The organism is Staphylococcus sp. GDH8C109P (assembly GCF_017893405.1).
Lineage (GTDB): Bacteria > Bacillota > Bacilli > Staphylococcales > Staphylococcaceae > Staphylococcus > Staphylococcus cohnii.
The window spans coordinates 283,276-297,279 of record NZ_JAESMX010000019.1 but is presented as its reverse complement, the minus strand read 5'-3'; the positions used below and the strand labels follow the sequence as shown (position 1 = coordinate 297,279).

Annotated in this window: 12 protein-coding genes and 1 pseudogene; 9 read left to right on the top strand and 4 right to left on the bottom strand. The window is 32.1% G+C overall.

The annotated features are described in order from the left end of the window. Positions 1-843, bottom strand: coding sequence for a Cof-type HAD-IIB family hydrolase (locus KA867_RS10995; RefSeq protein ID WP_210138039.1), 843 nt, complete (start codon positions 841-843; stop codon positions 1-3). Positions 844-956: 113 nt separating this feature from the next. On the opposite strand from KA867_RS10995, the gene KA867_RS10990 reads away from it, so the two are divergent. Then, positions 957-1,265 carry a metal-sulfur cluster assembly factor gene (locus KA867_RS10990; RefSeq protein ID WP_019469047.1) on the top strand — a complete coding sequence of 103 codons (309 nt, stop codon included), beginning with the start codon at positions 957-959 and terminating at the stop codon, positions 1,263-1,265. A 229-nt stretch (positions 1,266-1,494) separates the two neighbouring features. Continuing rightward, positions 1,495-3,318: pseudogene (locus KA867_RS10985) on the top strand (acyltransferase family protein). 285 nt (positions 3,319-3,603) lie between these two features. Here KA867_RS10985 and KA867_RS10980 read toward each other — a convergent pair. Further along, positions 3,604-4,023, bottom strand: coding sequence for a nuclear transport factor 2 family protein (locus KA867_RS10980; RefSeq protein ID WP_210138038.1), 420 nt, complete (start codon positions 4,021-4,023; stop codon positions 3,604-3,606). 319 nt (positions 4,024-4,342) lie between these two features. Here KA867_RS10980 and clpB point away from each other — a divergent pair, with 319 nt between their 5' ends. Then, on the top strand, positions 4,343-6,952 hold the full coding sequence (clpB, locus tag KA867_RS10975; protein WP_210138037.1) for an ATP-dependent chaperone ClpB: 2,610 nt from the start codon (positions 4,343-4,345) through the stop codon (positions 6,950-6,952). 276 nt (positions 6,953-7,228) lie between these two features. Here clpB and KA867_RS10970 read toward each other — a convergent pair whose 3' ends face one another. Next, positions 7,229-7,423, bottom strand: coding sequence for a YjzD family protein (locus tag KA867_RS10970; RefSeq protein WP_210138036.1), 195 nt, complete (start codon positions 7,421-7,423; stop codon positions 7,229-7,231). Between the two features lie 228 nt (positions 7,424-7,651). Here KA867_RS10970 and KA867_RS10965 point away from each other — a divergent pair, with 228 nt between their 5' ends. The 4 genes from KA867_RS10965 (at position 7,652) to KA867_RS13480 (ending at position 11,340) form a co-directional block, all read left to right on the top strand. Beyond that, a complete protein-coding gene (locus tag KA867_RS10965) occupies positions 7,652-8,593 on the top strand; it encodes a beta-ketoacyl-ACP synthase III (RefSeq protein WP_210138035.1) in 942 nt (313 codons plus the stop codon). Between the two features lie 11 nt (positions 8,594-8,604). Continuing rightward, the gene (fabF, locus tag KA867_RS10960; protein WP_210138034.1) at positions 8,605-9,849 is read left to right on the top strand and encodes a beta-ketoacyl-ACP synthase II; all 1,245 of its coding nucleotides are present in this window, start codon (positions 8,605-8,607) and stop codon (positions 9,847-9,849) included. A 241-nt stretch (positions 9,850-10,090) separates the two neighbouring features. Further along, positions 10,091-10,729 (top strand): MFS transporter, encoded by a 639-nt coding sequence (locus tag KA867_RS13485; RefSeq protein WP_245355966.1) that lies wholly within the window; start codon positions 10,091-10,093, stop codon positions 10,727-10,729. A gap of 50 nt (positions 10,730-10,779) precedes the next feature. Then, positions 10,780-11,340: an MFS transporter gene (locus KA867_RS13480; protein ID WP_245355965.1), complete on the top strand. Its 561-nt coding sequence runs from the start codon at positions 10,780-10,782 to the stop codon at positions 11,338-11,340. Positions 11,341-11,376: 36 nt separating this feature from the next. Here KA867_RS13480 and KA867_RS10950 read toward each other — a convergent pair whose 3' ends face one another. After that, the gene (locus KA867_RS10950; RefSeq protein ID WP_210138033.1) at positions 11,377-11,751 is read right to left on the bottom strand and encodes a DUF3899 domain-containing protein; all 375 of its coding nucleotides are present in this window, start codon (positions 11,749-11,751) and stop codon (positions 11,377-11,379) included. 244 nt (positions 11,752-11,995) lie between these two features. Between KA867_RS10950 and opp3b the strand changes: the two genes are divergently transcribed. Then, positions 11,996-12,922, top strand: a complete 927-nt coding sequence (gene opp3b / locus KA867_RS10945; protein WP_210138032.1) for an oligopeptide ABC transporter permease — start codon at positions 11,996-11,998, stop codon at positions 12,920-12,922. Beyond that, positions 12,922-13,989, top strand: coding sequence for an oligopeptide ABC transporter permease (opp3C, locus tag KA867_RS10940; RefSeq protein WP_210138031.1), 1,068 nt, complete (start codon positions 12,922-12,924; stop codon positions 13,987-13,989). The genes opp3b and opp3C overlap by 1 nt, the downstream gene beginning before the upstream one ends. Positions 13,990-14,004: the final 15 nt, after the last annotated feature.

Below are 14,004 nucleotides of genomic sequence, written 5' to 3'. Positions count from 1 at the left end.
TTAAATATGTGATTCTACTACTGATTCATAAGTTATATTTAGATTGAAGAAATCATTTAAATAACGACCAATACCGTCTTCATTATTTGAATAAGTTACATGATTTGCGACATGTTTTAGTTCGTCTAAACCATTTTCCATAGCAATACCATGTTTGGCATATTTTATCATTTCTAAGTCATTATCTTCATCCCCAAAGGCAATAATATGATTTCTATCCATATCTAAATATGATTTTACATAATCTATACCTCTTGCTTTACTAATACCTTGTTTTACGATTTCAATAACTGGGAAAGGTGAGCCCCATCTTCGGTGTTCAATGTTTTCTGCATAGAAACGTGTAAGCATTTGCTTGATTCTAGGAATCATAAACTCTTCAGCTTCAACTAAAATTGAAGTAGGTGATTCATTTAAGGAATTAAGTAAGTCACCAGTTTCTATTTTAGGGTTTTCCATTGAAAAGCCATCAAATAATTTTTGATCAAAATTATTTAAAAAGACATAATCTTTTACTTCAGCAATAATATTGGAGACACCAAAGTTGTTTAGTGACTGAATGATTTCATGTGATAAGTCTAAATCTAGTACTTCATGTTTATTTTTAAAATGATCATCTTTTGGATGATGCACGAAAGCACCATTAAAATTTACTACAGGCGTGTTCATATTTAGCTCATGATAATAAATTTGACTGGCTCTGTATGGTCTGCCTGTTGCTATCATTAGTTTGTGTCCTTGCTTTTGCAATGTAGTTAAAACCTTTTTAGTATAAGGTGTAATTTTCTTGTCGTCGTTTAACAGTGTTCCGTCTAAGTCTAAACAAATTAAATAAGAACTCATGTAAATCTCCTTTAAATTTAATAAATGATGTATGAATATCATAGCATTTTATTGGCGTTTTGTAAGATATTTGATATATTGTTAGTATGATTAAATACGAAGAGGTGAGATGTATGGACGAAGGATTAAAAGATAGCATACTAAATGCTTTAGAGATGGTAATTGACCCTGAGTTAGGAATCGATATCGTAAACTTAGGTTTAGTATATAATGTAGATGTTGATGATGAAGGCTTATGTACAGTAGAAATGACATTAACTTCTATGGGTTGTCCGCTTGGACCACAAATTATGAACCAAGTAAAAATGGTCTTAGCAGAAATTCCTGAGATTTCAGACACAGAAGTAAATATTGTTTGGAGTCCACCATGGAGTAAAGAAATGATGTCACGTTATGCTAAAATTGCGCTTGGTATAGGTTAATAAAAAATAGATAACTAGTTTAAGTAGCAATACGTTTGATATGTATTGCTAACTTAAGCTAGTTTTTTTATTTGAAAAGATATGTGTATGCTTTATGTCAGGCTATTTTAAAATTTTTAATTTCTATCGTTCAATTCATTAAAATAATTGCAGTTGTATTACATTAATATTACAATAGCTAGGTAAATAAATTAGATGTTAACGTAATTTTAGGAAAGTTTGTGGAGAAATGAACAATAATCTTGAAAATAATCGTGTGAAACGTAATACGCGGTATATGCCTGGTTTGGATGGTTTAAGGGCAATTGCAGTAATTGGTATTATTATTTACCATCTAAATAAGCAATAGTTAACTGGTGGATTTTTAGGTGTTGATACATTTTTTGTTATTTCTGGATATTTAATTACGAGCTTACTTTTAAAAGAATATGAAGAAACAGGGATAATTAATTTAAAAAACTTTTGGGTACGACGTTTCAAAAGATTGATACCTGCAGTACTAACTTTAGTATTTGTTGTAGTAGTAGCAACATTGGTATTAAAACCAGAAGAAATTGTTAATATAAAAAAGGATGCAATAGCAGCAATTTTTTATTTTTCTAATTGGTGGTACATCGCTTCAGATGTAAATTATTTTGAGCAATTTGCTTTTATGCCATTAAAACATTTATGGTCCTTAGCGATTGAAGAACAATTTTACATTGTATTCCCAATCCTTTTTATATTCCTTTTATTAGCATTAAAAAAATACCGCAATGTTGTTTTAATATTTTGGATAATTTCATTAATTTCTTTACTTGTGATGATTATCATTTCACAACCGCATATATCTCATTCTCGAGTTTATTTTGGTACAGATACGAGACTTCAAACAATGTTATTGGGTGTTATACTAGCGTTTTTATGGCCACCATTCAAGTTGAAGAAAAATCCTCAAAAGGCACTAACGCATATCATAGATGGTATTGGTGTTTTTGGTATTTTTAGCTTACTTTTACTTTTTTGTAAAGTTAATGACAATAGTGATTGGATTTATAATGGTGGATTTTACTTAATATCTGCAATGACGTTATTTGTCATAATGAGTGCTGTTCATCCATCAGGTTATTTTGCTAAAATTATCGGTAATCCTATTTTTGTTATGATTGGTAAGAGATCTTATAGTTTGTATTTATGGCATTTTCCAGTGATTAGTTTTGTACATTCATATTATGTTGCTGGGCAATTACCGAATTATGTGTACTTTTTAGATATCATATTGACAATCATTTTAGCTGAACTCTCGTACCGCTATATTGAAACACCTTTTAGAAAAAAAGGTTTCAAAGCATTTTCTATAAAATTAAATAAAAAATTACCGTTAGTCAGAACAGTTGTTTTATTAATATTTATGATTCCAAGCTTATTTGTTTTAGCAGGTAGTTTTGATAAATTAGGAAAAGATATGATTACGAATAAAAAAACAACGTTTAAAACAGATGAATTTGATAAACAATTAGTGCGGCCGATACCAATTGATGAAGTAAACTTTTTTGATAAATCAAATGCTAAAAAAACAACAACATCAGAAGTATATACAAATATTAAACCATTGCTCATTGGTGACTCAGTGATGGTTGATATAGGTGAAAATTTTAAAAAAAGGGTACCAAACGCAAAAATTGATGGTGAAGTTGGACGCAATCTATATGATGTTGCACCACTTGTAGAAAAACATTATCAATCATTTAATAAAAGCACTGATAAAATTGTGCTAGAACTAGGTACAAATGGTGACTTTAGTAAAGAACAATTAGATACATTAATCAATAAATTCGGAAATGCACAAATTTATTTAGTGAATACACGCGTTCCGAGAAGTTATGAAAGTCACGTGAATAAATTGATGACAGATGCCGCTAAAGCACATAAAAATGTAACGCTTATTGATTGGTACAAACGCTCTGAAGATCATACGGAATATTTTGCGCCAGACGGTATTCATTTAGAAACAAAAGGTGTAGAGGCTTTAACAGATGAGATTTTAAAACATATAGCAAGCGATTCAAAATAAATCAAAAGATCAGAGAAACACGTTATTAATATAGTTTGATTACACATAAACGCCAATTTCAATTGAAATTGGCGTTTGCTTTTTTATAGATATATTTTTTGAAAAACTTTCGTTTGAATTTATTTGTGTTTTAAATGAAAATGCATTCGAAATTCACAATCGTCTTTATACGTTTTGAAACGATATTAATAACCTTTTACTAAGTCTGTACTCGTATTAAGTTGAGAATATATTAAATGACAAGTATTTATAATTTATGAGTTGCAATCGTTAGGTAAAGTAGACTTAATATTTTCTATCACGCTCATTGATTGGGTAATCATTTGCACTCATATCTCTTTTCGTCATAAGGCCGTTGTTATTAAATTCCCAATGCTCATTACCATGTGTACGCATCCATTGATTTGTAGAGATATCATACCATTCATATTCAAATCTAACTGAAATACGGTTGTCGGTGTAACACCATAATTCCTTCATCAATTTGTAATGAAGTTCTTTGCGCCATTTTCTATATAAAAAAGATTTGATTGCTTCTCGACCTTCAAAAAACTCACTACGATTTCTCCATTGTGAATCTTGTGTATATGCAAGACATACTTTTTCAGGATCTCTGGTATTCCAGGCATCTTGCGCCAATTTTACTTTTTCTAAAGCTGTCTGTTTATTAAACGGCGGCGTTGGTCTTTTGATTACGTTATTCATATATTTAACCTCCAGTGTTGTATATTTACATTAATGCTAACATAACTTTATCGTAATGAGATAAGTGCTATTGTTGGAAGTATAAAGATTACTATCAATTTAGCGTTTATAATGTAATCTATATGGATGTTTTAACAAATGAGTGTTGGGAAAAGTTATGATATGCTGCTAAGCTTTTAAAACTGTTAAAAATAATTAAAAAACGAACCCTTTATTGTTGATTCTTGTCAAGAAGCGTAATATAATATAGATAAGGTCAAAGAAAGTCAAAGTCAAACTTACTTTATTGATCAATCATTAAATGGTGAGGTGAATCAATTTGGATATAAATCAAATGACCTATGCAGTTCAAAGTGTATTACAGAATGCAATTGAATTAGCTAAAACAAATGAAAATCAAAATATTGAAATTGAAGCTGTATTATCAGCGGCATTAACAGAAAATGAAAGTTTATTTAAAAGTATTTTCGATAGAGCGCATATTGATACAGAAAAATTAGATCAATCATATAAAGAAAAACTTAAAAAATATCCATCGGTCCAAGGAGACAATGTTCAATATGGTCAATATATAAGTCAAAATGCTAACAATTTATTAAATAAAGCTGAAACTTATATGAAAAAATATGAAGATGAATATATATCCATGGAACATATCGTATTAGCTGCAATGGATATAGATGATACGACCAAACAATTTGTGGCAAATAAAAAAGAAGTAATAGAGGAAATTATAAAAAAAGTTAGAGGAGGCAATCGCGTGACATCACAAAATCCAGAAGCAAATTATGAAGCTTTAGAAAAATACGGACGTGATTTAGTCGAAGAAGTGCGTCAAGGTAACATGGACCCTGTCATTGGACGTGACGAAGAAATTCGTAATTCAATCCGTATATTAAGTAGAAAAACAAAAAACAACCCGGTCTTGATAGGTGAGCCTGGTGTAGGTAAAACAGCAATTGTAGAAGGATTAGCGCAACGTATCGTACGTAAAGACGTACCAGAATCATTGTTAGATAAAACAATTTTTGAACTTGATTTAAGTGCACTTGTAGCAGGTGCAAAATATCGTGGCGAATTCGAAGAAAGATTGAAAGCAGTACTTAAAGAAGTCAAAGAATCAGACGGAAGAATTATTTTGTTTATTGATGAAATTCATATGCTCGTAGGTGCTGGTAAAACTGAAGGTGCTATGGATGCAGGTAATATGCTTAAACCAATGTTGGCTCGTGGGGAACTACATTGTATTGGTGCGACAACTTTAAATGAATATAGAGAATATATTGAAAAAGATTCAGCTTTAGAACGTCGTTTTCAAAAAGTAAATGTATCTGAACCTAATGTAGAAGATACCATTTCTATTTTACGTGGTTTAAAAGAACGTTACGAAGTATATCACGGTGTTCGTATACAGGATAAAGCATTAGTAGCAGCAGCTGAATTATCAGACCGCTATATTACTGATCGGTTTTTACCAGATAAGGCAATAGATTTAGTAGACCAAGCATGTGCGACGATACGTACTGAAATGGGCTCAAATCCAACAGAATTGGATCAAGTGAATCGTCGTGTTATGCAGTTAGAAATTGAAGAGTCAGCATTGAAAAATGAATCTGATAATGCCAGTAAACAACGTTTACAAGAGCTACAAGAAGAACTAGCAAACGAAAAGGAAAAACAAAGTTCTATTCAATCACGTGTTGAAGAAGAAAAAGAAAAAATAGCTAAATTGCAAGAGAAACGTTCAGAATTAGATGAAAGTCGAAAAGCTTTAGAAGATGCTGAAAATAACTACAATTTAGAAAAAGCAGCTGAATTACAGCACGGTAAAATTCCGCAACTAGAAAAAGAATTACGTGAATTAGAAGACGCTTTCCAAAATGAACAAAATGAAGACAATGATCGCATCATTCGTGAAATTGTTACTGATGAAGAAATTGGCGATATTGTTAGTTCTTGGACAGGCATTCCAGTATCAAAATTAGTTGAAACCGAAAGAGAGAAACTCCTAAACTTATCTGATATACTTCATGAACGTGTTGTAGGTCAAGATAAAGCTGTAGATCTAGTTGCTGATGCAGTTGTCAGAGCGCGTGCTGGAATTAAAGATCCTAATAGACCAATTGGTAGCTTCTTATTCTTAGGTCCAACAGGTGTAGGTAAAACAGAATTAGCAAAATCATTAGCATCAACTTTATTTGATTCAGAAAAACATATGATTCGTATTGATATGAGTGAATATATGGAAAAACACTCTGTCTCTCGCTTAATAGGTGCTCCTCCTGGCTATGTTGGTCATGAAGAGGGTGGTCAACTGACAGAATCAGTTCGTCGTAATCCTTATTCAGTTATTTTGTTAGATGAAATAGAAAAAGCACATTCAGATGTGTTTAACGTGTTGTTACAAATATTAGAAGAAGGTCGTTTAACTGATTCACAAGGACGAGAAGTAGATTTCAAAAATACTATTATTATCATGACTAGTAATATTGGTTCACAAATATTATTAGAAAATGTAAAAGATACAGGTGTGATTACTGAATCAACAGAAAAAGCAGTAATGAATAGTTTAAATCAATACTTCAAGCCAGAAATCATAAATCGTATGGATGACATCGTCTTGTTTAAACCATTATCCGTAAATGATATGAGTTTAATTGTTGATAAAATTTTAACACAATTAAACATTAGATTGATGGAACAACGTATTTCCATTGATGTTTCTGATAAAGCTAAAGCATGGTTAGGTGAAGAGGCATATGAACCTCAATTTGGTGCAAGACCGCTAAAAAGATTTGTTCAAAGACAAATTGAAACACCACTTGCACGCAAAATGATTAAAGAAAATTTACCAGAAGGTACGTTAATAAAAATAGATTTATCGGATGATGGTTTAACATTTGAAGAAATCAGACCAGAAATAATATAAACTGAAAATAAATAGTACTTGAGATATCAAACCTCATAAAATAAGCCCGTAAGTGAACTGAAGTAGTTCTTTTACGGGCTATTATTATATTAATTTTGAATGTTCAAAGTGTTAATTAACAAATTGTATCAATGCAAAACAGTCATGGCATATAGATTATTTGCGATAGGATGTAGTAAAAAATGACAATTTCTATTTAAAAACTAAGAAATTGTCATTTTTTGTTAGTTCGAGATATCTTACGTTCTGAACTTTTTATTTGTATGTGATAAAAATTTAATGTTGTTCTTTCGTCTCATGCTTTGAAGGTTTAATAATCAAGTCAAATAATACGACAATGATTGTAAATACAATAGCACCAATAACAGGGGTGATTAAATTAAGTGCGCCCCCACCTGAAAGACTGTTAAGTACGAAATTCACCATTTGTAATAAGACAATAGACCAAAATAACACTGCGAGGTATTTCATTATGTAATGCCTCCAATTTAATATATATAACTTTATTATAAATAAGAAAGTAGTATTTGTATAGTAGTAACTTATAAAGTATAGATTTTAATTGTGCTAACATTTACGATAAATTATAATAAATAATGTGATTTTAATGAGTATACTAGGTGAAGTTCTTGTATTGGAAATATATATTATGTTAAATTAATACCTGGTATTAAAAAATTATTAAGAAGGTGTACAACCATGAACGTGGGTATTAAAGGTTTCGGTGCATATGCGCCTGAAAAAGTAGTAGAGAATGCCTATTTTGAATCATTTTTAGAAACTTCAGATGAATGGATTTCAAAAATGACAGGTATTAAAGAAAGAAGATGGGCTGAGGAAGATGAAGAGACTTCTGATTTAGCTTATCAAGCAAGTGTTAAGGCTATCAATGATGCTGGTATAGAACCAACTGATATAGATATGATTATTGTTGCGACATCTACAGGAGATTTTCCGTTTCCAACTGTAGCTAATATATTACAAGATAGACTTGGAATCGGAAAAGTTGCTTCTATGGATCAGTTAGCTGCATGTAGTGGTTTCATGTATGCAATGATCAATGCTAAACAATTCGTACAATCAGGTGATTATAAAAATATTTTAGTTGTAGGCGCAGATAAATTATCTAAAATCACAGATTACACTGACCGTTCAACAGCTATATTATTTGGTGATGGTGCTGGTGCAGTAGTTATCGGTGAAGTGTCTGAAGGCCGAGGCATTTTAAGTTATGAACTTGGATCAGACGGTTCTGGAGGAGAATATTTATATTTAAATCCAGAAAATGGTAAGATATTTATGAATGGACGAGAAGTGTTTAAATTTGCTGTTAGAATCATGGGTGAAGCTTCAAATAATGCAGTTGCAAAAGCAAATTTAGAACCAAACGATATCGATATGTTTGTACCACATCAAGCTAATATTAGAATTATGGAATCTGCAAGAGAAAGATTAGGTATACCAAAAGAAAAAATGAGCGTCTCAGTTGATAAATTTGGTAATACTTCTGCAGCTTCAATTCCTTTAAGTATCGCACAAGAATTAGAAAATGGTAAAATTAAAGATGATGATGTTTTAGTACTTGTAGGATTCGGTGGTGGTCTTACTTGGGGTGCTGTAACTATAAGATGGGGAAAATAGGAGGATAATTTATGAGCAAGGAACATCGCGTTGTAATTACTGGTATGGGTGTTTTATCTCCAATCGGTAATGATGCAAAAACTTCATGGAAAAATGCACTAAATGGTGTTAGTGGTATAGACGAAATAACACGTTTAGATACGTCAGCATATAAAGTTCATTTAGCTGGTGAATTAAAAGATTTTGATATTGAAGATCATATAGATAAAAAAGAAGCACGTCGTATGGACCGATTCACACAGTATGCAGTAGTTGCTGCAAGAGAAGCGGTCAATGATGCAAAACTAGAAATTAATGAAAACACTGCCGATAGAATTGGTGTTTGGATTGGCTCTGGTATCGGAGGCATGGAAACATTCGAATTATCACATAGTCAATTGTTAGAGCGTGGTCCTAGACGTGTGAGTCCTTTCTTTGTACCGATGTTAATTCCAGATATGGCTACAGGCCAAGTATCTATAGATTTAGGTGCAAAAGGTCCTAATGGTGCTACTGTTACAGCATGTGCAACAGGTACAAACTCTATTGGAGAAGCTTTCAAGATTATCCAACGTGGTGACGCTGATGCTATGGTTACCGGAGGTACAGAAGCACCAATCACACATATGGCTATAGCTGGCTTTAGTGCAAGCCGTGCCTTAACAACGAATGAAGATAAGGAAACAGCTTGTCGACCATTCCAAGAAGGTCGTGATGGCTTTGTGATGGGTGAAGGTGCAGGTATTGTTGTACTTGAATCATTAGAATCAGCAAAAGCACGTGGTGCAGAAATTTATGCTGAAGTAGTTGGTTATGGTTCAACAGGTGATGCTTATCATATTACTGCGCCAGCACCAGAAGGTGAAGGCGGCTCACGTGCAATGCAAGCTGCGATTGATGATGCTGGCATTGAGGCCCAAGATATACAGTATTTAAATGCGCATGGCACAAGTACGCCAGTAGGTGATTTAACTGAAATTCAAGCGATTAAAAATACATTTGGTGACGCAGCTAAAAATTTAAAAATTAGCTCTACAAAATCAATGACTGGTCACTTATTAGGTGCAACTGGTGGTTTAGAAGCAATCTTTTCTGCCTTATCTATTAGAGATGGACGTATCGCACCAACTATCCATGCTAAATCTCCAGACCCAGAATGTGATTTAGACATCGTTCCTAATAAAGCTGAAGACTTAGATATTACTTATGCAATGAGTAATAGTCTAGGATTTGGTGGCCATAACGCCGTGCTTGTTTTGAAAAAATTTAGCGACTAAAATAATATGTAATGTTAAAGGCTGAGACAATTCATTTGTCCAGCCTTATTTATTTTTGGCTAAATTTATGAAACAGATACGGAAATTTTATAAATAAGCTTTGGACTGTATAAAGTATTAAAAATTAATAATACAAATAATTAATAGTAAAATACATAATTAAATTTGGTATTTTGTATATTTATGACGTACACCTAATGTATAATGTGCTTTATATTTAGGTTGAAAGGAGGCAGTCAAGATGAAACGCTTCTCATCTTTATCAACAACTTTGAAAACACGAATGATTGCAGATTTTATCTTGATTATTGCAAGTCAGGCAATCATGCCTTTTATAGCACTTTATTTAACAAGTAAAGTGAACGCAGTTTTTGCAGGGACGTTTTTAATTATAAATATTATAGTGAGTTTTATAGTGTCTTTCTTAGGTGGATATTTAGGTGATAATTATAATAGGAAGAAAACAGTGAATTACATCCATTGTTTATACGCAATTTGCTTAATTATTCTAAGTATTACAGTTACTATGAATGGCGTTGGCTTACTCATTTTTTGCATTGCTGTGTTTATCTTTCAATTATTGTTTGCTGCAAGTGAACCTATATTTGAAGCGGCAATTATGGATGCTATTTATGAAGATGTTAGAGAATATGTATACCAACTCAATTATTGGATGTTCAATATTGGTACGGCTATCGGTATGGCACTAGGTGCATTGTTATATTTGGGACATAAACATTTATTATTTATCCTCTTCTTTATCGCAATGTTAGTGAGTTGGTATTTATTTGAGAAGTATTATGATGTTAAACAAGTCATTAGTAAAAAGGACGATGTTACGACTAAGTTTAAACATTTTTTGATAGTTACCGAGATGTAGTTAAAGACAAATATTATATGATGCTAAATTTAGGTTATATGATGGTCATTATGGCTGAATTAAGTTTAAATTCTTATGTCGTGGTAAGATTGAAAGATGCTTTTGAACCATTATCTATTTTGGGCTTTTATATAGATGGTGTCAGAATGTTCACGGTCATTATGATTATTAACACAGTAGTTGTCGCCACTTTAACATTTACTGTCAACAGAATTGTCGCAACGACTTCAACTAGAATTGCATTTATGATTGGGATTGTTTTGTATACATTAGGATACAGTATTTTGACATCTGCAACATCGTTTTGGATTTTGTGTTTGTTTTCAATTATAGCGACGATAGGAGAATTAATATATTCACCTATCCAAAATGCGCAACGATTCTTAATGATTCCTGAAGATAAACGTAGTACGTATAGCACATTTGCAATGGTTTCATTTTACGGTGGAAATATTTTAGCACGTTTTGGGCTTATTATTGGCGCATTTATATTGCCATGGATGATGTCGATTTATGTGGCAGTCATTGTTTTATTAGGATTTGTCTTACTATATTATGCTCTTTTCTATAATCCCAACATTGATAGTCGTAAACAAAAAAGGCTGGATTAGCTATTGTTATTAAACACAATTTCTAATCCAGTCTTTTTATATAGCAAATGATATGAAAATAGAGATAATGACATAAATGAGATTACAAAGAAAAGCAATTTTTACCCAAGAAGAGACAATGTAAAAATCTTTTTTAGGTTGGGTAGGTTTAAAAAATTCATCATTTTCAAACGCACTTCTATGTTTCTTTCTTGTCAATTGGTATTTTAACCTTCTAAAACCAAAACTCGTGGGATCTAAAATGCCTTCTTGCACGATCAAAATGACAAAAAAGACAATTGCTAAGAGCATAGAGACATAAAATAAAGTATTAATAAAGTTTATCCAAGTATGGTTTGAAAATAGCCATAAAATAAATGAAATGATGGGTGTAAAAAGTAAAAAAATTACTAGGTGCTTTAAATATTTCATGTTGGCGCCCCCTAAAAAGAATTAAATTAATTGTAACTTAAGTTAACTAAAAAATGAATAAAAATTACTATAAATTCGTTAACAACAGTATTTAATTAGAAGTTAAAAATTAATTAATTTTTAATTTCTTTAATAAAGTAAAGCAATAGAATATTGATTAAAATCTTAACTAAACGTATAATGTTATTAAATATTCTGAATATTGTGAAGGGAATGTTTAATTCGATTCAAAGGGGGATACGATATGCTTAAATATGTTTTAAAGCGATTGGGTTATATGTTTTTGTCATTATTCATTATCATTACCATTACATTTTTCTTGATGAAACTTATGCCAGGTTCACCATTTAACGATGAAAAATTAAATGAAGAACAAAAGCAAATTCTAAATGAAAAATATGGTTTGAATGACCCAGTACCAGTTCAGTATGCGAGTTATTTAAAGAATGTTGTTACGGGGGACTTTGGTAACTCATTCCAATATGATAACCAGCCAGTTTGGGATTTAATCAAACCAAGGTTATTACCATCTTTAGAAATGGGTTTAACAGCGATGGTGATTGGGGTCATACTCGGTCTGATTTTAGGGGTCATTGCAGCAGTCCGGCAAAACACCTGGGCTGACTATACAGCTACAGTAATTTCAGTTATAGCGGTATCGGTACCATCATTCGTGTTAGCTGTTTTATTACAATATGTATTTTCAGTAAGATTGCAATGGTTCCCAGTAGCAGGTTGGGAAGGTATTTCAACAGCAGTGTTACCATCTTTAGCACTATCAGCAGCAGTTTTAGCGACGGTAGCAAGATACATAAGAGCAGAAATGATAGAAGTGTTGAGTTCAGATTATATTTTACTTGCACGTGCCAAAGGTAATTCAACAATGAGAGTATTATTTGGACATGCATTAAGAAATGCCTTGATTCCAGTAATTACAATTATTGTGCCAATGTTGGCGAGTATATTAACAGGTACTTTGACAATTGAAAATATTTTTGGTGTGCCAGGGTTAGGGGATCAATTCGTAAGATCGATTACCACGAATGATTTCCCAGTAATTATGGCGACAACTATTTTATTCAGTACACTATTTATAGTTTCTATTTTCCTTGTAGATATATTATATGGTGTTATTGATCCACGTATACGTGTACAAGGAGGTGAAAAATAATGGCTGATAATAAAAATGAAAATTTAAATCAAGATTATTCAAATGCAGTTATGTCACATACCTCAGAAGCAATACCAGCATCAGATTTTATTAGAAGTAACAATGATATTGAAAAAGAGCCTGAAATACAGCGAGAAAGTAAAAACTTTTGGCAGGATGCCTGGTCACAATTAAAGCGTAATAAATTAGCGGTAGTTGGTATGATAGGGTTAATTATTATCATTATTTTAGCGTTAATTGGACCATTATTTAGTGCGCATGACTATGCTGAACAAGATGTTGAAAGACGTAACTTACCAGCTAAAATACCTGTACTAGATCAAATTTCATTTTTACCATTTGATGGCGAAGGTGCTCAAGGTAAAGACGCGTATAAAGAAGCTGGAGTGAAAGAGAACTTTTGGTTTGGTACAGATCAATTAGGTAGAGATTTATGGTCTCGTACTTGGCAAGGTGCACAAGTATCACTATTCATCGGTGTTGTTGCAGCACTGCTTGATATTTTTATAGGTGTTATATATGGCGCGATTTCAGGATTTTTTGGGGGGCGTATTGATAATGTGATGCAGCGTATTATTGAAATTGTTGCATCTATCCCAACGTTGATTGTTGTTATTTTATTCGTGTTAATCTTTGAACCATCTATATGGACGATTATATTAGCGATGGCTATCACAGGTTGGATTGGCATGAGCCGTGTAGTCAGAGGGGAATTCTTAAAATTAAAAGGCCAAGAATTTGTATTAGCATCCAAAACACTAGGTGCATCTAAACTTAAATTAATATTTAAGCACATATTACCTAATACTTTAGGGGTTATTGTAGTTACATCTATGTTTACAGTACCGAATGCAATCTTCTTCGAAGCATTCTTAAGCTTTATTGGTATTGGGGTACCAGCGCCAAGAACTTCTCTTGGGTCACTCGTAAATGAAGGTCGAGCAATGTTATTGATTCATCCACATGAATTATTTATTCCGGCTATTATTTTGAGTTTATTAATACTATTCTTCTATCTATTTAGTGATGGATTACGCGATGCATTTGATCCGAAAATGCGTAAATAAAAAAGGGGGCAACAT

Bases quoted from the DNA above. Each gene is read 5' to 3' on its own strand.
- KA867_RS10995 (WP_210138039.1), bottom strand. From the start codon at position 843: ATGAGTTCTTATTTAATTTGTTTAGACTTAGACGGAACACTGTTAAAC.
- KA867_RS10990 (WP_019469047.1), top strand. From the start codon at position 957: ATGGACGAAGGATTAAAAGATAGCATACTAAATGCTTTAGAGATGGTA.
- KA867_RS10980 (WP_210138038.1), bottom strand. From the start codon at position 4,023: ATGAATAACGTAATCAAAAGACCAACGCCGCCGTTTAATAAACAGACA.
- KA867_RS10970 (WP_210138036.1), bottom strand. From the start codon at position 7,423: ATGAAATACCTCGCAGTGTTATTTTGGTCTATTGTCTTATTACAAATG.
- KA867_RS10965 (WP_210138035.1), top strand. From the start codon at position 7,652: ATGAACGTGGGTATTAAAGGTTTCGGTGCATATGCGCCTGAAAAAGTA.
- fabF (WP_210138034.1), top strand. From the start codon at position 8,605: ATGAGCAAGGAACATCGCGTTGTAATTACTGGTATGGGTGTTTTATCT.
- KA867_RS13485 (WP_245355966.1), top strand. From the start codon at position 10,091: ATGAAACGCTTCTCATCTTTATCAACAACTTTGAAAACACGAATGATT.
- KA867_RS13480 (WP_245355965.1), top strand. From the start codon at position 10,780: ATGGCTGAATTAAGTTTAAATTCTTATGTCGTGGTAAGATTGAAAGAT.
- KA867_RS10950 (WP_210138033.1), bottom strand. From the start codon at position 11,751: ATGAAATATTTAAAGCACCTAGTAATTTTTTTACTTTTTACACCCATC.
- opp3b (WP_210138032.1), top strand. From the start codon at position 11,996: ATGCTTAAATATGTTTTAAAGCGATTGGGTTATATGTTTTTGTCATTA.
- opp3C (WP_210138031.1), top strand. From the start codon at position 12,922: ATGGCTGATAATAAAAATGAAAATTTAAATCAAGATTATTCAAATGCA.